Here is a 17027-nt window from a genome sequence, read left to right on the forward strand (position 1 = left end):
AACTGATTCACGCCATGAGTATGACCAGCATCTCCAAGAGGTCGGTGTTCAATCTGTTCTGTCCAATCTGTTCAAGGATATCGTCGAGCGAATGCACGCCTTCCTCAAGCAACCGCTCGCCCGGGATTAGCCGTTTCTTTGGCTCGATACGACCTGCCTCAATGTAAGGCGCCCGTATCATCGGCGTCGCCGCGATATTCGCCTTGGCCGTCACGTTGTAGGCAAGCGCGAGAGGGCAACACCGACGCCGGTCGCGGTACTGGACGCGTCGGTCACAGCTCCAGCAAGACCGCTTACTGCTGAGCTAAGCAATTGATCGCTCCGAGTACCAACGCGCAGAGGCGCGTTCCCGGAACAGGCTCCCAGCATCAACCAGTGATGAAAGCTGCATCGGAACACTCTTGAGCAACGGGTGCGAAGATGAGCCATCACAATGCGTTCGGCAGCAACGACTTGAGAGATGTTGTATCATCTCCTATCTATCCTGACAGACAAGTTCCCATTGGCCACGGATCTCCATTCATGCGTCTGCTCGCCCGTCTTTCCCTATTCGCCCTGCTTGCCACCGCAACACACATCCCCCTTCCGGCGCAGACGGCTCCGCCACTGATCGAGCGCTCGCGCCTGTTCGGGAATCCCAGCAAGGTGCAGGCGCGGCTCAGCCCCGACGGCAAATGGATTTCCTGGATCGCGCCACGGGATGGCGTGCTCAACATCTGGGTTGCGCCGTTCGGCGACCCTACGAGCGGTCGCGCCCTCACCGCGGAGACAGCGCGGCCGATCCGCAGCTATTTCTGGGCGCCGGACAGCTCGCAGATCCTCTTTCTCAACGACAAAGGCGGTGACGAGAACTTCCTGCTCTACAGCGTCGACCCAGTCACCGGCCAGCAGCGCCCGCTGACGCCATTCGAGAAGACCCGCGTCGAGGTCGTTGCGACCAGCGATCACGTTACGGGCCGTATCCTTGTCGGGCTTAACAACCGCGACCCGCGCTGGCACGATGTCCACAGCCTCGACCTCAAGAGCGGGCAACTCACGCTGCTGCTCCGGAATGATGGTTATGCCGGCTTCATCGCCGACGAAAGCCTGGCCCTGCGGATCGCCAGCAAGGAGCGCGAGGATGGCGGCACCGACTATTTCCATATCACGGGCACGAGGGTCGACCCCCGCCCCTTCGTCTCAGTCGGCCTCGATGATGGTCTGACCACCGGCCCGGCCGGTTTCACCACCGATGGCAAGACGCTCTACTGGACAGATTCCCGCGATCGCGACACCGCCGCGCTGTTCGCGCAGGATGTCGCGACGGGGAAGATGACGCTGATCGCCAGCGATCCCAAGGCCGATATCGGCGGCGTCATGGCCGATCCCGAAACCGGCCGCGTGCAGGCCTATTCGATCGACTATCTGAAGGACGAATGGACCGCGCTCGATCCGGCGATCGGCGCCGATCTGGACTGGCTGCGCGGCCAGCTCAAGGGCGAGCCTATCGTGACCTCGCGCACGCGCGTCGACGATCGCTGGACTGTCGCGGTCGATCCGGTCACCGCGCCGGCGGCCAGCTATCTTTTCGACCGCAAGGCACGGACGCTCACCAGGCTGTTCGTTTCCCGGCCCGAGCTTGAAGGCGCGCCTCTGGTCGCCATGCACCCGGAGGAGATCCGTTCGCGCGACGGGCTCACGCTTGTCTCTTATCTGACGCTCCCCAAGGACGCCGACAGCGATGGCGACGGCAAGGCCGATCATCCTGTCCCGATGGTGCTGCTCGTCCATGGCGGTCCCTGGGCGCGCGACGATTATGGCTATGATGGCGAGCATCAGTGGCTCGCCAATCGCGGCTATGCGGTCCTGTCGGTCAATTATCGCGGCAGCACTGGACTCGGCAAGCGCTTCACCAATGCCGGCAACCTGCAATGGGGCACACGCATGCAGGACGATCTGCTCGACGCAGTCGACTGGGCGGTCGGCCAAGGCGTGACGACGCGCGACAAGGTCGCCATCATGGGCGGCTCCTATGGCGGCTATGCGACACTTGCGGGCCTCGCCTTCACGCCGACCTCCTTTGCCTGCGGCGTCGATATCGTCGGACCCTCCAATCTCCAGACCCTGCTCAAGACCATTCCGCCCTATTGGGAAGCGGGCCGGCAGCAATTCTACAAGCGCATGGGGGATCCGACCACGGAGGCCGGCCGCAAGCTGCTTGAGGAGCGCTCCCCCTCACCCGCGCCAGTGCGATCGTGCGTCCGCTGCTGATCGGCCAGGGGGCGAACGATCCGCGCGTCAACAAGGCGGAATCCGACCAGATCGTCGGGGCAATGGCCGCAAATAGCATCCCGGTCACCTATGTTCTGTTCCCTGACGAGGGCCATGGCTTTGCGCGCCCCGAGAACAATATCGCGTTCAATGCGATCGCGGAAAACTTCCTCAAGACCTGCCTTGGTGGGCGTTCCGAGCCGATCGGCGACGCACTGAGGGCATCCACCGCCCAGGTTCCGCACGGCGCCGAATTCGCAGCCGGTCTGAGCAAAGCACTTTTGGCACGATGAGCATGACCGTGGTTTCCCTTTCTGTGCCCGACGCAATCGGCCGGGAATCTCCAACCCATGTGGTTGAGGACAGCGACGGCGCCGTGCTTGCCATCATCCGAGCGCCTGAGATCAACCTCGCGATCTGGCGCCGGCCACTCGGCGCGGCGCTGGTGGACTGGATCGGCAGACTCGACCTCCAGGCGATTGAGGATCTCCGCTTCGAAACGGCGCTGGCTACTCTCGATGAGGACATTCGCGATGGCCTCGGCGAGGCTGGCTATCCCGAGGGCGACATTCTGGCCGCCGACATTGTCGACCTCGCTCGGCACGTGATGAGCGTTACGGGCGAAGAGGATGCGGTGATCCGCCTTGAAATTGTCGAGGATGATGCCTGCCGGCGCTTCCATGCCGACTATGTAACAGCGCGCCTGATTTGCACTTACGCAGGCCTCGGCACGCAGTGGCTCAGCTCTGAGGATGCAGCGGCGCGGGACGCGGGCATGCCCTTGGCGGAACACGCCATTCGGAGCCTGGCAGCCGGGGATGTCGGCCTGTTCAAAGGTCGGATCTGGGCGCCGGAGAACGCCATCATCCACCGATCCCCGCCGATCTCGGGCACTGGCGCAAAGCGCCTGGTCCTCGTCGTCAGTCCCGGCCGCGAAAAGCCGGCCGTCCTGATCCAATAAGGCCGGGGTGCCGCGCTGACGCGCATCCAGGATGTAGCGCCAGGGGATGCTACACCGAAACCTCCGTCACTCGCAGTTGGAGTCGCGCACGCGCCCGCTCCGCGCAATCCAGCGTCTCCGACGGTCGCGCGAGTTCCACCGCGGACGGGCTTCGAGATCGAGCCAGTGAAAATGCCTCCCGTTTGCTACGTTGAAGACGCCGGCGTCTCTCGCCCTATCGATGGGGCTGATCGCACTCGGCTTTGCGCGTCGATCTACCTGGTGAAGCACGCCACCGCATTCTTCTTGAGAGCAATCGTTCCAATGCCCATATTGGGGTATGGCCCGACCTTCACATTCCCACGTCAAACATGAGGGAGCATCCCTGACGGACGCTGCCCGCGATGTCCTGCTCAACGATGGCGAGCAGTGGACCGAGATGCGCGCCCAGGTCTTCGATGTCCTAGCCGAATTCACCAAGCCGGCCAGCGCCTATGATATTGCAGAGCAACTGGGAAAGATGCTCGGGCGCCGGGTCGCTCCCAACAGCATCTATCGCATTCTCGACCTGTTCGTCGCCCATAATCTGGCGCTGAGGGTCGAGAGCCGGAATGCCTATCTGGCGAACGATCACCCAGGTTGCATCCACGACTGCATCTTTCTCGTCTGCGACGATTGCGGAGCGACAACTCATATCGACGACGACGAGACTGGAAAAACCGTCCGCAAGGCTGCATCGCAAGACGGGTTCCGGGTGAAACGGCCCGTGATCGAGGTGCGCGGCCAGTGCACGGCGTGCAGTGAGGCCTGACTGCCGATCGGCGACACGCGGCTTTCCGGAAAATTGAGAAGCGACTAGGGTAACATGTTCGTTGAGGAGCAGTCCGGGCATTTGCCTTGCAGTTCCACGACCTGCTTTTCCACGTCGAGATGCCGGTCTGTCGCGGCGGTGAGGAGCGCCTCGGACAAACCCGCTAGGGCAAGGCCCATGGCGCGCCGACATTTAGCGCAAACAAAGACAGCGTTGGTGCCTTCGACTTCAAGCATATAGGCGGAAAGCAACTCGACACGGCGGACGAGCTTCTTCTTTGTGAGCCGCTCCAGGACGCGATAGATCTGGGCAACGGCGACCCTGCTCCCACGCGCGGTTGCAATGTCCGAAATCTGGTAAGCGGAGAGAGGCGTAGCCGAGCCCCCTAAAATCGCCAACACGAGTACATCGTGGTCGCCGACCTTGCTTCGGGTCATCGCGCGAGGCTCCGCGCCCCCTTCGGCTCCCGGTCGCGCGGCGCTGATGCTCACCTTTTCTCCCACGACCGCCGGAGGCTGGCAGCGGGTCGCGCCGGCGGCGGCGCGACCCGGGCCCCACGGCTAGAAGCTGACGCGGGCTGTCACGCGAATGTCGCGGCCAGCCAGCGGCGCGAAGTCCTTCAAGAAGGACGAATGCCTGCGTGCGTTCACATTGAAGATATTGTTCGCCGAGAGTGCGAAGCTGACGGGTCGCTCCGTTCCCCACGGGCGAACATTCACCTCGGCATTCACCATCGTATAGCCATTGGTCGGTGTTTCGAACGCGGAAATCCGCCCCTGGTCATCGACCCATTCGACTTCGCCGCGTACATCCAACTTCGGGCTCTTCACCGCAAGGCCACCGAGCAACCGGAGGGGCGGAATCCGCGGAGCCGGGCCAACGTCGACGATATTGGCATGCACATAGTCGGCAAGGCCGTCGGCAACGACGATGGCGTCGCCAAATTTTGCGAGGTCTACCGAGCCCTGTACCTCGAATCCATAGTAACGGGCCTTGGCCTGGTTGAACTGATATACAGGAAGCCCATCCTCGATTTCGCCCGTCAGATCCTCGTAGATGAAGTTCGAGAACCAGTTGTAATAGGCCGAAGCTTCCAGCGTGTAGCCCGTTCCTCGGCCGCGCAGCACGGCTTCCACGCCCCAGGAGCGCTCCGGCCGGAAGTCCGGACTGCCGACTTCGAACGCTTCCGTTCCGGCGTGCGGACCGTTCGCATAGAGCTCCTCAGCCGAGGGGGCGCGGGTCGTTCGCGAGACATTGGCGCCGATCCGCCAGTCGTCGCCCAGGCCATACGAAGCACCCAATGATGCCGAGAAGGCGTCGAATGTACGACGACCCGAGAAAAATTGGGTCTGCTCCTCGGTCGGATTGGCTTCCAGGGCCGTCCGCTCATAGCGGGCGCCAGCTTCCACCTTGAAGGCACCATAATCGAGCTGCTGCAGCGTGAAGATACCGAACTGCTCGGTTGAGTTCTTCGGCAGGAAAGCTTCTTCGCCGACGACATTGAAGTCACGGATGAAGAACTGGGCGCCGGTCGCGCCTTTCCAAGGTCCATGCTGGGCCTGGACCAGTTCGAGCCGGCCTTCCATGCCTTTGTTGTAGAAGGCTGTGCCGATCTCGCCGCTTTCCTCCAACTCGAAGTGGCGATAATTCGCATAGCCGTAGCGCATACGAATGCTCTGCAGGATATCGCCGCCTGTCTCGATCTCAGCCCGCGCATCGATGCGGTTCTGTAGCAGGCTGAGCCGCGGCGCTTCCTGCTCCTGACCTGGCTCGGTGGCATAACGGACGGGGATGCCGTAAAGACTGTCATAGTGACTGTAGGCAATCCCGAAGTTGCCCGTGTCGGTGATGAGGGCAGCGCCCACGCCCGCTGTCCATGTCTTGCTCGCTGAATTGGGCAGTTTCCCTCTGATTCCGGCGTTCCCGGCGAAATCAATGGGTTCCTCGCCCTCTTCTCCTGGCTCCTCGGGCGGCAGTAGGCTCGATTGAAGCGCGCGAGCCCGCGCCGCGGGCGCGAGAGCGTGCCCACCGATCTTGATATCGTCCGTTTTCAGATAGCTGCCGTCAGCATGGATCACGAACTTGTCGCCGAGCGGCGCTTCGATCGAAGCTGCGCCTGACCGTTCGTTGGCGGCCGAGCCGTAGGTCGCGATTGCGTCGGCATGGATCGGTTCATCCGGTATCGAGCGAGGGATGCGCCTGTCGATCACGTTCACCACGCCCCCGATCGCCGAGGATCCGTAGAGCAGCGCTTCCGGACCGCGCAGCACTTCGATGCGCTCTGCCAGCAACGGGTTGACGACGACGGCGTGATCGACGCTCGTGTTCGACACGTCGATCGACCCGATGCCGTCCGTCAGAATGCGAACGCGCTCCCCCTGCTGACCGCGCAGGATTGGGCGCGAAGCGCTTGGGCCAAAGGATGTGGCGGATACGCCCGGCGTATGCTGCAGTGTTTCACCGATCGAGGGACGGATCGCCTGGGTGAGCTCCGGCCCCTGCAAGACCGAGACGCCAGAAAGAACATCGCGGCGATTGCGTTCGAAGGGCGCCGTTACGATGATGTCCGAGGGCGGTTGATCATGATACCGGGAATCCGCGCCGCCCTCGGGGCCTTCCTGTGCAAGCGCGGGATTGGCGGTGCCTCCGATTGCGGCGAGGCAGGTCGATATCAAGAGCAGTTGCCGCATATTCAAAACTCCGTCCCTGATTTGATGTTATACCATCACCATATCGCGCCACGTGCTGGTGAATGCGTCGCTTCATAAACGCATCACCACGATGATACAAGATAACATCTCACAGATTTATCGCTTCCGACGCATGCTCCGGCGATTTTCAACGCCCCCTCGGCCCTAATCAGCACTCATTGAAGGTCCTGGGTGGACCAGCATGATAGCACACGGCCGGCCCTTCCGGCCGACCAGCGGACGTCGTTCGGCTGAACCGCACGCCGATCGCCATGGCCGCGGCGAAGTTGCAATCACCATATCGCCGTAACCGATCGGAGCCGGTATTCTAGGAGTAACCGCCTATATCGCCCTCTTCCAAAATGGGGCGATCGATGCTCACACCACCTCAGGCGTCCTCGTCGTGCACATGATCAGCCGTTCGCTGACACTCCTGGCAGTAGCCTGTCACCTCGATCGCGATACCGTCAGAACAAAAGCCCGTCTCGGACATGATTTGCACGATGGCATCATGCAGCTTCGAAGCTGACACGGAACGCGTGCGGTCGCATCCCTGACAGATCATCAGCAGTGCCTTCGCCCTATCCTTGATTCGGTACGCTGAAAGCGTCACCACCTTTTCCGCCTCGTGGCGCCGGCAGAGGCGATCCAGTGAGCGATAAACGGCCACGGGTGTAATCCGCATCCCGTCGCCGCGGATCAGTGCCGCCAGATCATAGGCACTGAGTGGCACCTCTGATCGCGAAAGCATCTCCGTCACCGCCCGATCGAGAAGCGGACCCGGGCAAATCGGAGCCCGACTCCGTCTGCGGGACGGCGGGTTTCCCGGGTTGCGCAACTTGGGAACTGATTGCGGCATAGAAAACACCTCCATGCCCGGCCTGACCGGCTCCGGAGGCGGCCTCCGGCGCGAGCAGACCGGAATGAGCCTTGATTGCGCTGTCGACCTACTCTGGCCGCCGCCGCAGATCGGCTGCGGCGGCGGAGAGCACGTCAGAACGTCGCGACCTTGAGCACAAGCCGGATGTTTCGTCCGGGCATGACGACATCGGCCTTGTTGAGCGCGGCCGCGTCGCGCTGAACATCGTTGGTGAGATTCTGTCCCACAACCGCCAGTTCGACCCCCGGATAGGCCTTGAGCGGGTGGACCGCGACATGCGCGTTGAGCTCGTTATAGCCCGGGGTGGGCGTGTCGAATGCACCAAAGCGGTTCTGTCGGCCGGCATGCAGGAGCAGGAAGCCGGCATCGAATTGGCCGGCCGTCCAGGTCAGTCCGCCGCCGTACCGATAGGGCGGGATGCGCGGCACATTTCCACCGTCGTCGAGCTTTGCCCGAGTATAGTCGCCGAGCAGCCGGGCCTGGAGAGTTCCGCCCGCGGCCTTCAGGACATTATAGGTGGCTTCTCCTTCGAAGCCCCAGAAATGGGCGTCCTGCTGGCGATAGTTGAGTTCCTTCAACTCTTCGTCGAGCCCGTCCACGCAGACTCCGTCGTCATCGCAGCTTCGCCCGGTGAGATCCCCATAGATATAATTGTGGAACCATGTGCTATAGGCGCTGCCCTCGAACTTGAGGCCGCCGGTATTCACGCGAACGGTTCCCTCGAGCGAATTGGCCCGCTCGATCCTGAGGTTCGGATCGCCTGTTTCATAGGTGTCGGGACCATCATGGCCACCACGCGCGAACAGCTCGGTCATCGCCGGCGCTCGGCCGGTGCTCGAGAAGGTCAGGCCGAACTTCACGGCCTTGCTCGCATCGAACAACGCGCCGATCGCGCCGCTCACCGGCGTATAATCTGTCTTCGTGAAGATATCCGAACGCGGTGTTCCGGTGACATGGACGTGTTCGATCCGGCCGCTGGCCTGAAGGTGAAGGCTATCGCCAAGCGGCAGTTCGGTGAACAGATAGCCTGCCTCGCTCTGCGTCAGCGTCGGGAAGAGATAGCTGCTGTCCTCGCCGATCGCCGAGAACTTTCGATGCTGGATCTCTACACCGATCGCCGTATTCCGAAGCGGACCAAGCGGACCGAGCAGCAATTCGGCGTGGCCATCATATTCCTTGTTGCGGAAGGTGGTATCGATCGTGCCGTCCGGTTCGTCCTCGTCATGGGTGTAGTCGGCATAGCTGCCGTCGATGTTGAGCGTCCGAACAAGACCCGAGCCGACATCGAAAGAGGACCGCGTCAGCACCTTGGTCTGACGCATGTCGATATAGGTGCTGTCGCTGGGGATGCCGTATTTGGCGTCATATTGCATGATCGCCACGCCGACATGACTGTCCGAGCTGGGACCGAAGAAATATGAAGCACCGGCGGTTTCACCGTAGCCACGGAAGAAGCTGTTCTGCTGTGTTCCGTGCGGGATGTCGTAGTCCCCGGCGTTTCGATAAAAGCCGTCCGCATGAACGGCGAGGTTGCCCGCCCTTCCATCCATCAGCGCTGATCCTTGGCCTGTGTCGGCGACGGAATCATAGCTTCCCGTCAGCTCGCCGGAGAGCGGCTGGCTTGGCAGCGTCATCGGCACGCGGTTGTTGAGCACATTGACTACACCGCCGATCGCCTGGCTGCCATATCGCAACGTGGCCGCGCCGCGCACGACCTCGATGCTCTGCGCCGAAAGGGGGTCGATCGGAATGCCGTGATCCGGACCGATATCCGAGACGTCCGAACTGCTGCTGCCGTCCTCGAGAATGCGCACGCGCGTCGCGTCCATGCCGCGAATGATAGGCCGGCTCGCCCCGGCGGCAAAACCGGTCGCTGCGATGCCGGGCACGTCCGCAAGCGCGTCGGTGATGCTGGCGCCGCCGGAGCGGAGAATTTTCTCCCGATCGACCTTGGCGACGATCGTCGGCGTCTCGTCCCGGCTGATGGCATAGGGTGAAGCGGTCACCACGATGTCGGACTGCGAAGCGGGCGCATCTTCGGCCTTCGCAACGGCGGGCAGGAGCGCGGCAACAGCCGCGCCCATCAAAAAATGATGTCGCATAACAGAATGCTCCATGAACCTTGGATCCGGCTTCCTCAGGCGGAGGCCGGTTGAATGGGACGCAATGTCCCCTGATTATGTGGTGCTGGGCATCTGCCGGCTGGGAGGCGCTCGGCTTCTCCAGCTGTGAGAACGGTCGGATTTGAAGGAAAAGAGGAATATCGATGCCCAGACCCACGCCACCGCGACGGCGGGCTCCGGCAAAGATGGAACGGGCGGCAGGAGATAGTCGCCGGAAAGGCCAATCTCGTCGCAGAGTGGGCAATTGGTCGGTGCGTCTTCAGGATTGTCATGCGAGTGCTCGTGCGGCGAGACCCGCTTCGCCTCCCCGCCATGTGTCACCGTCACGGAAACACGATGAACATGCGTCTGAACGACCAGGCTGTGCCATGTGAAGGCGAGCAAGGTTGCGAGCAGGACAGCCAGCCCGCGGCCGGCCAAGGTCGCCTCCCTTCGGGCGGAACCCCGCTTTCGAACCGACCCGTAAGCCGACCGGAATATCAGAGACTTACCAGCCAAACCGATCCTGACCGAAGAAGGGGAATCGACTCACGCGACACCGATTAGGAGATGATATACTATTTCGCAACGTACCTTGTCCACGAGAGACCCCGCTTTATCTCGCACTGCATCAATTCGGCTCGCGCGTTGCCGCACCGCTGCTGGGTGCTGCGCCCGGCTGATAGGTGCAAACGAAGTCCAGGACGGCCTCTCCAATCGTATCTGGTACGACGGGTGCCATGGTGGCTGGAGCCGGCCCAGGTGACTTATGGTCGACCACCGAGCCGTCATCCGCATAAGCCACATAACCCAGCAGCGCCCAGTGGCGGGTCGCGCAGTCGAAGCGCTCATATTGGCGCGCCTCGACGATTTTGCCCGCGAGCGATCCCGGACTGCCGAGACGGATCGTGGCGGTGCGTTCGGGGCCGGACGACTGGATCGATCCGGCGTCGACGAGGATACGTACGCCTGAATTGGTTGTGCCGATCATCTCCCATTGCTCCGACTGGGACACGACGAGCAAAATTGAGAGCGCCCAGCCGACGATCACCGCACGGTGGCACCCGTCATCTGAAAGAACAGGCCCTGCTCGCCATTGTTCTGCAGGGCGAAGCGGCCAGTCACTGTCACCAGCTTCTGGACGAATACGATCGGGCTTGCTGTGCGCACCTCGACGACCTCATTGGGTTCGCCCGGCGGGCAGAAGGAGCAGACCGGAGTATATTTGGAGAGCAGGAAATGCGTGCCGCGAGTCTGGGCATCCAGTGGATTGATGAAGCCGGCAAGGGTCACTGTTTGTCCAGCGAGCCCCTTCACCGGTGCGGGGAAGGTGGCGGTAAAAAGGCCCCGTGCTTCGTTGATACCGATCTTGGTCAGGCGGAGGGTGACCCAGAGGGGGGATCTGCCTTGGGGTAACCTAGCCTGCGTCGACCGCTCGCCATCCTCCTGATATTGCGCCGCCACGGGCGAGGACAGCGCGATGAGGAGCAGTAAGGGAGCCAAAAGGCGCAGGTCTCGGATCATGGGTTCAGCTCACTTTGGCGCGATCGAGGCGATAGAAAAGGCCTGTCTCGCTGCGCGCGATCAGGTGGAGACGGCCTTCGACAGTGACGGGTGTCTGGCGATAGTCGACAGGTCCGGTCGCGAAGATCTCGATAGCCTCGGTCGGCTCGTTGGGTGGACAGAAGGGGCAGCCCGCGCTGCGCCGGGTCAGCACGAAATGCGCCGACTTCGTGCTCGTCTCGATCGGCAGCATATAGCCGGTGATGCTGAAGCTCTGCCCTTCCATCTTTGAAAGAGACGGACTGAACGCCGCGTTATACTCGCCCTTCGCCTCATCAGCCGTTACGCGCGCGTCGTGGAAGAAGACCCAGCGCAGGTCATCCTCGTGATCAAGTGTACCGGGCGGGCGCGGCGCAGTGCCACCCAATGTCATTGCGGTCGTCATCAGCCAGACCGTAAGAGGCATCAGGAAGCGTACCGGTCTCATGCTCGCAGCACCTGGGCCGGCCGGAGCCGATAGGCGGCCAGTGCCGGAAAAAGAGCGGCCACTCCCGCAAGCAGGACGGCGACGGCAACGATCGCCAGGTCGCGCCCGCCGACGGGTGGCAGCGTCAGCGCCGGCCCACCACCCCGCGCGACAATCGTCGCCGCGACATGGGCCGCAATACGACCGATGGCGAGGCCCAGCAGCCCACCGGCAAGTCCCAGCATCAGGGCCTCCACCAGCACCAGACGTAGCAGCAGGCCCGGTCCGCCTCCCAGCGCCCGCAAGAGGGCAAGTTCGCGCTGTCGCTCCTGGACCGCGGAGAGCAGTGCGACGAAGAAACCGATGCCGGACAGGATCAGCAGACCGATGCCGAAAGCGCGAAGCACTGAACTCCCGGTTCCGAGCAGTGCGTTAAGCCGCATCATCTCGACAGCCGGCACGGCGGTCTGGACGTTCGGTTCATTCTTCAAGAGGCGCGGGACCATGAGTGCCCCCATCGCCGAGCGATAGCGGACGAGGATCGAGGTCACCTCCTGCCCGACCGCCGGATAGGTGTCGGGTCCTTCATGCTCGACCGTCTCGGCGGCGACCGCTGCGGCATGCTCGGCATTCTCATGCTCATGCACTTTCCAGACGCTCGCCGTGTCGGTCAGCGCAAGACGGTCGATCACTGAGCCGGTCGACGCGAGCACACCGACCACCCGATAGGGGCTATGCTCGTGCCTCTCCCCTCCCCGCGCCAGTCCGTGCTCGCCGACGAACACATCGCCTACCTTGAGCTTCTCCTCCCGCGCCACCTCCGCGCCCAGCACCGCTTCCAACGGCTTGGCCCACCAGCGCCCTTCCGCGAGCTTGGCGTCATAGAGCCCGGCATAGTCAGGGCTTGTGCCGACGATCCGATAGCCGCCGATATTGTCACCGAGCGAGACCGGGACGGCCTCCTTGACCAGCATGTTGCGCTTGAGCCGCGTCAGCACGGTGATGGGGATATTCCCGGTCGGTGCGTCGAGTTGGAAGACGGAAGACAGAATCACCTGGAGCGGACTGCCCTTGGCGCCAACCACCAGATCGATGCCGCCCAGATCGTGGGCGAAGCGCTGGTCGAGGCCATCATCGATCGCCAGCAGCGCGACGACCACAGCGATGCCGAGCGCCAGCGACAGGAGATGAAAGGCCCAGCCCAGCGGCTTGCGGCGAACGGAAGCAAAGGCGAGCTTGGCGGCGTTCATGCGGCTACCACGAGGGCGATGTTGGAGACCCGCGCCTTCACGCGGCTGTCGTGGGTCGCGATCACCAGCGCCGCGCCGCTCTCGCGCGTGGCGTCGAGCAGGAGCGCCAGCACTGTCTCGCAGGACTCATCGTCAAGGCTGGCCGTCGGCTCGTCGGCGAGGATCAGTGAGGGACCGATGAGCATAGCACGCGCGATCGCGGTGCGCTGGGCCTCGCCCCGGCTCAGCGTCTCCGCACCGGCATGGACGCGATCGGCGAGGCCAAGCCGCGTGAGCAGCTCCGTCGCGCGTGCCCGATCCTGCCGCTGACCGCTCGCAAACGGCGCCAGCAGAAGATTGTCGAGCGCGCTCAGGCCCGGCACCAGATGAAGATCCTGGAAGATTGTGCCGATATGCCGACCACGGTGGCGATCGCGCTCGCGGGCAGGCAAGGTCGCCATGTCGCGCCCGGCGACCTGGACATGACCTTCGAGCACATCCGCCAGTCCCGCGATGGCGAGCAACAGGGTTGTCTTGCCCGCTCCCGAAGGCCCGGTCAGCAGCGCCGCCTCGCCATCTTTCACCTGCAGATGTCCTAGTTTCGCCAGCGCCCGGCGACCATAGCCTGCAACGAGACCGCTCAACTCAAGCATGCTTTGGCCCATTGTTTCATCTGATCGCTGCCGAGCAGTCCATGCTTGCGCCCGCAAACCCTGCCCTGCGCGTCGATCGCCACCGCGAGCGGCAGCGCCGTTCCGCCCCATTTGGCGAGCACTGCAGCCGGTTCGCCGGGATCGGCAAAAGCATCGCGCGTATCGAGCCCCGCCTGTTGCATCGCCCGCCGCGCCCGCTCTGGCGGGTCAATGGCGAGCGTCACGACAGGAAGCGGCCTGGCGGCATTTGCGAGCGCCGGCAGCCGTTTGAGCTCGCCAATGCAGCTCGCGCACCATGTTGCCCACAGCACGACGACGGCAGGTCCAGAACGCGTCGCGTCGGCGCCATCGATGCGCATCGGCAAGCGCGGCGCCGGAGTCGCAAGGGATGCTCCGGACGTCAACGCGGCCAATCCGGCCAGCGCGGCCGCCATGTAGAGTTTCTGCATCGACCCGCCCTCATTTCACGATGCGTTATATCATCTCCTTTTCTAAGCGATAGTTACCCTCCTGTCATGTTATCGCCAGAGGGCCACGGCTGAACCCGATCAGGGAACGTGTGGACGAGACGAACCTGTTCCGCGCCAGTTGAGGATATGCGCCGCCGAAACCAGAAGTCCCCCGAACACCGTCAGCGCCGGTTCGGCGAGCCCGCCCCTCGCAAACAATGCGGAGGCAATAAAACCCAGGCCCAAAGCACCGAGAAGCGCCGGGACCGCGCGCAAGTGAGTCCGATATCCGCGCCACAGCGCACCACCGGTCACCGGCAGTGCCAGACCGATCAAGACAGGGTGCACCCAGCTGTCGGACGGAAGCGAGGAGGCAATGGCGGGAAGAAGCGCGATAGCAAGCGGCAGCGCAAGGCAGTGTACCAGACAGGCGCTTGAAATGATGATGCCCCAACGGTCCATCCTGGACAGGCGCGGCCCGAGAACTTCCTGATGGCTCACGTCTACGGTCTCCGGATTGCTTGCTTCACCGGAACGGTCTGGAAGCACGGCCGTCGTTCACTTGGGGACGAACCGCGTCCCGTGCGTCCATCGAACTGTCGCTGAAGGCTCGAAAGCGACCGTGGCTGTAGGTCGAGCGCTGCTGGTCGGCCATGCGTTCGACCGCCTCATCGGGATCGGCGAGCTTTGAAGTGCCATCGCGATTGATCGGCGGGGCCTGGGGCGACATGGCCGACGCCGCAGGGGTGAGGAAAAGGCCGGCGGCAATAAGCCCAGCCCCGGCAGCCTTGCTGAAATATCTCATGATTTGATCCTCACGGTCTCGAGTCCGCTTGACGTCGTCTGCATTGTGAGAGACGATATAACATCTCCTGAACATTATACAATCGATGAAAGCACTGCGGTCCATGCCAGACTCACAACTCCCCGTCACCGTCCTTTCCGGCTTCCTGGGCGCCGGCAAGACAACGCTCCTCAACCACATCCTCGCCAACCGCGCCGGTCTCAAGGTTGCGGTCATCGTCAACGACATGTCAGACGTGAACATCGATGCGGCCCTGCTGCGCGAGAGCGGTGTGGAGCTCAGCCGTACCGAAGAAACGCTGGTCGAGATGACCAATGGCTGCATCTGCTGCACGCTGCGCGATGACCTGATCACGGAAGTGAAGCGGCTCACCGGCGAGAAGCGCTTTGACCATCTCGTGATCGAGTCGACCGGCATCTCCGAACCCCTCCCCGTCGCCGCAACCTTCGACTTCCGCGATGAAGAAGGATTTTCGCTGGGCGACCTGGCGCGGATCGATGCCATGGTCACAGTGGTCGACGCCGCGCAGCTTACCAGGGATTATTCGAGCCACGACTTCCTCGCTGATCGCGGCGAGACGGCGGGTGATGGCCACACCCGCGCGCTGGTTGATCTGCTCGTCGAACAGATCGAGTTCGCGGACATCGTTGTCCTCAACAAGGTCTCGACCGCGACCGACGAGGCGCTGGGCAACGCGCTCACCATTGTGCGCGGGCTCAACCCCGAGGCGCGGATTATCGAGACGGACTATGGGCAGGCTCCGCTCGACCAGTTTCTTGGCGTCGGCCTGTTCGATTTCGAACGCGCGCAGCAGCATCCGCTCTGGTTCAAGGAACTGAACGGCTTTGCCGATCATGTGCCCGAGACCGAGAATTACGGCATCCGCAGCTTCACCTTTCACGCCAAGCGACCCTTCGATCCGGCGAAGTTCAGCGCGTTCACCAACGAAAGTTGGCCGGGGGTGGTGCGCGCCAAGGGCTTCTTCTGGCTGGCGACACGCCCTGATTGGGTCGGTGAATTGAGCCAGGCCGGGGCGCTGATACGCACCCTGGGCTTTGGCCGCTGGTGGGCTTCGGTGCCACGGCAGCGCTGGCCACAAGGTGAGGAATGGGAAGCGTTCATCCGGGTCAATTGGCACCCGGCCTATGGTGACCGGCGCCAGCAACTCGTTTTCATCGGCGCGGCCGACGTCATGGACGAAGAGGCGATCCGCGCCCGGCTCGATGCCTGTCTCGTGGGCGCGCAGGATCGGTTCGAGCCTCGCGAGTTCGCGCGCATGCCCGATCCGTTTCCCGAGTGGCGTCGGCAGGAGGAAGCGGCGTGAACGCTTCTTCCTGCGCCTTCTTCGCCGAACGATGTTCGATTGAGCAGGTCGAACTGGGCGATGAACTCGCGCCACGCTTCGACCGCGCAGGCCTGCTTCCTGCGATCGTCGTCGACGCAACCACCGGTCAGGTGCTGATGCTGGGCTACATGAATGCAGAAGCCTTTGCGCGCACGCTTCACAGCCGGGAGGTGCATTTTTGGTCGCGAAGCCGTCAGGCAATCTGGCGCAAGGGTGAGCATAGCGGCTTCACCCAGAGCGTCGAGCGCGTCCTCGTCGACGACGATCAGGATGCGCTTGTCGTCCATGCTCGCGTGAATGGTCCGGGAAGCTGCCATGTCGGCTTCCGGTCCTGCTTCTATCGCGAGATCGATCTGGATACGATCGCGGGCACGAACCCGGTCCACCTCCGCCAAATCGAGCCCAATTCCGCGTTCGATGCGGCCGCCGTCTATGCGGGCCTACCGAACCCCACCCGGGTATGATGATGCTGGACCGGGCGATCAGATCCCACTCAGCTGATCGCCGGCTCGATGCGCGCCGCCGTTCCGCAAGCGAGAATGACGCGCTCGTGATGACCCAGATCCAGCAGGCCAACCGCCCGGTCAGCGCCTACGACATCGCCGACCGCGTAAGCCAGATAAGTTCGTTCATGGTGCCGAACCAGGTCTACCGCACGCTCGCGCGGTTGATCTCCCAGGGGCGGGTCGTCCGCATCGAATCCCTCTCCGGCTACTTCCCCGCGCAGCCCCAGGGCGACGTCTGCCTGATCTGCACGCACTGCCACGCGGTGTCGTTCCGACCGGCTCCGGAGGTCGTGGCTACGTTGCGCAGGCTCGCAAAGGCGGGCGGCTATGCCGTCAGCGCGGTCGTCATCGAAGCGCATGGGCAATGCGCAACCTGTGCCCGCACTGTTTAAGGAGCC

20 protein-coding genes are annotated in these 17027 nt (G+C 63.0%); 7 read left to right on the forward strand and 13 right to left on the reverse strand.

Going from position 1 to position 17027, the window contains the following annotated elements; all coding sequences use genetic code 11:
* Positions 1 to 7: 7 nt before the first annotated feature.
* Positions 8 to 214, reverse strand: coding sequence for a hypothetical protein (locus Sj15T_RS05925; protein WP_013040191.1), 207 nt, complete (start codon positions 212 to 214; stop codon positions 8 to 10).
* Positions 215 to 522: 308 nt separating this feature from the next.
* Here Sj15T_RS05925 and Sj15T_RS05930 point away from each other — a divergent pair, with 308 nt between their 5' ends.
* From Sj15T_RS05930 to Sj15T_RS05945, 4 genes are all read left to right on the forward strand, one after another.
* Positions 523 to 2250, forward strand: coding sequence for an alpha/beta fold hydrolase (locus tag Sj15T_RS05930; protein WP_013040192.1), 1728 nt, complete (start codon positions 523 to 525; stop codon positions 2248 to 2250).
* Complete coding sequence (locus Sj15T_RS05935) at positions 2235 to 2543, forward strand: prolyl oligopeptidase family serine peptidase (RefSeq protein ID WP_013040193.1); 309 nt, start codon at positions 2235 to 2237, stop codon at positions 2541 to 2543. The genes Sj15T_RS05930 and Sj15T_RS05935 overlap by 16 nt, the downstream gene beginning before the upstream one ends.
* A complete protein-coding gene (locus Sj15T_RS05940) occupies positions 2540 to 3211 on the forward strand; it encodes a DUF1826 domain-containing protein (RefSeq protein ID WP_013040194.1) in 672 nt (223 codons plus the stop codon). Before Sj15T_RS05935 ends, Sj15T_RS05940 begins: the two co-directional genes overlap by 4 nt.
* A gap of 319 nt (positions 3212 to 3530) precedes the next feature.
* The gene (locus Sj15T_RS05945; protein ID WP_013040195.1) at positions 3531 to 4001 is read left to right on the forward strand and encodes a transcriptional repressor; all 471 of its coding nucleotides are present in this window, start codon (positions 3531 to 3533) and stop codon (positions 3999 to 4001) included.
* Positions 4002 to 4045: 44 nt separating this feature from the next.
* Here the strand turns inward: Sj15T_RS05945 and Sj15T_RS05950 are convergent, their stop codons facing one another.
* The 12 genes from Sj15T_RS05950 to Sj15T_RS06005 all read right to left on the reverse strand — a co-directional run bounded on the left by Sj15T_RS05950 (position 4046) and on the right by Sj15T_RS06005 (position 14778).
* Entirely contained in the window at positions 4046 to 4438 is a 393-nt protein-coding gene (locus tag Sj15T_RS05950) for a transcriptional repressor (protein WP_013040196.1), read from the reverse strand.
* 123 nt (positions 4439 to 4561) lie between these two features.
* Complete coding sequence (locus Sj15T_RS05955; RefSeq protein WP_013040197.1) at positions 4562 to 6691, reverse strand: TonB-dependent receptor; 2130 nt, start codon at positions 6689 to 6691, stop codon at positions 4562 to 4564.
* A 388-nt stretch (positions 6692 to 7079) separates the two neighbouring features.
* A complete protein-coding gene (locus tag Sj15T_RS05960) occupies positions 7080 to 7451 on the reverse strand; it encodes a hypothetical protein (protein ID WP_148225548.1) in 372 nt (123 codons plus the stop codon).
* A gap of 233 nt (positions 7452 to 7684) precedes the next feature.
* Positions 7685 to 9673: a TonB-dependent receptor gene (locus Sj15T_RS05965; RefSeq protein WP_013040199.1), complete on the reverse strand. Its 1989-nt coding sequence runs from the start codon at positions 9671 to 9673 to the stop codon at positions 7685 to 7687.
* Between the two features lie 631 nt (positions 9674 to 10304).
* Positions 10305 to 10724 (reverse strand): surface-adhesin E family protein, encoded by a 420-nt coding sequence (locus Sj15T_RS05970; RefSeq protein ID WP_013040201.1) that lies wholly within the window; start codon positions 10722 to 10724, stop codon positions 10305 to 10307.
* Positions 10721 to 11197, reverse strand: coding sequence for a DUF3299 domain-containing protein (locus Sj15T_RS05975; protein WP_013040202.1), 477 nt, complete (start codon positions 11195 to 11197; stop codon positions 10721 to 10723). The genes Sj15T_RS05970 and Sj15T_RS05975 overlap by 4 nt, the downstream gene beginning before the upstream one ends.
* Positions 11198 to 11201: 4 nt before the next feature.
* The gene (locus tag Sj15T_RS05980) at positions 11202 to 11663 is read right to left on the reverse strand and encodes a DUF3299 domain-containing protein (RefSeq protein ID WP_148225549.1); all 462 of its coding nucleotides are present in this window, start codon (positions 11661 to 11663) and stop codon (positions 11202 to 11204) included.
* Positions 11660 to 12892 (reverse strand): ABC transporter permease, encoded by a 1233-nt coding sequence (locus Sj15T_RS05985; protein ID WP_013040204.1) that lies wholly within the window; start codon positions 12890 to 12892, stop codon positions 11660 to 11662. The genes Sj15T_RS05980 and Sj15T_RS05985 overlap by 4 nt, the downstream gene beginning before the upstream one ends.
* Positions 12889 to 13524: an ATP-binding cassette domain-containing protein gene (locus Sj15T_RS05990; protein ID WP_013040205.1), complete on the reverse strand. Its 636-nt coding sequence runs from the start codon at positions 13522 to 13524 to the stop codon at positions 12889 to 12891. Before Sj15T_RS05990 ends, Sj15T_RS05985 begins: the two co-directional genes overlap by 4 nt.
* A complete protein-coding gene (locus Sj15T_RS05995; protein WP_013040206.1) occupies positions 13512 to 13973 on the reverse strand; it encodes a TlpA disulfide reductase family protein in 462 nt (153 codons plus the stop codon). Before Sj15T_RS05995 ends, Sj15T_RS05990 begins: the two co-directional genes overlap by 13 nt.
* A gap of 99 nt (positions 13974 to 14072) precedes the next feature.
* Entirely contained in the window at positions 14073 to 14474 is a 402-nt protein-coding gene (locus tag Sj15T_RS06000; protein WP_148225550.1) for a MerC domain-containing protein, read from the reverse strand.
* Between the two features lie 25 nt (positions 14475 to 14499).
* Positions 14500 to 14778, reverse strand: a complete 279-nt coding sequence (locus tag Sj15T_RS06005) for a hypothetical protein (RefSeq protein ID WP_013040208.1) — start codon at positions 14776 to 14778, stop codon at positions 14500 to 14502.
* A gap of 103 nt (positions 14779 to 14881) precedes the next feature.
* On the opposite strand from Sj15T_RS06005, the gene Sj15T_RS06010 reads away from it, so the two are divergent.
* From Sj15T_RS06010 to Sj15T_RS06020, 3 genes are read left to right on the forward strand one after another with little or no spacing between them, the layout of a single operon-like run.
* Complete coding sequence (locus tag Sj15T_RS06010; RefSeq protein ID WP_013040209.1) at positions 14882 to 16102, forward strand: GTP-binding protein; 1221 nt, start codon at positions 14882 to 14884, stop codon at positions 16100 to 16102.
* Positions 16099 to 16587 carry a phosphoribosyl-AMP cyclohydrolase gene (hisI, locus tag Sj15T_RS06015; protein ID WP_013040210.1) on the forward strand — a complete coding sequence of 163 codons (489 nt, stop codon included), beginning with the start codon at positions 16099 to 16101 and terminating at the stop codon, positions 16585 to 16587. Before Sj15T_RS06010 ends, hisI begins: the two co-directional genes overlap by 4 nt.
* Positions 16584 to 17021: a Fur-family ferric uptake regulator gene (locus tag Sj15T_RS06020; protein WP_013040211.1), complete on the forward strand. Its 438-nt coding sequence runs from the start codon at positions 16584 to 16586 to the stop codon at positions 17019 to 17021. Before hisI ends, Sj15T_RS06020 begins: the two co-directional genes overlap by 4 nt.
* The last annotated feature ends 6 nt before the right edge of the window (positions 17022 to 17027 follow it).

The organism is Sphingobium sp. TA15 (assembly GCF_037101235.1).
GTDB lineage: Bacteria > Pseudomonadota > Alphaproteobacteria > Sphingomonadales > Sphingomonadaceae > Sphingobium > Sphingobium indicum.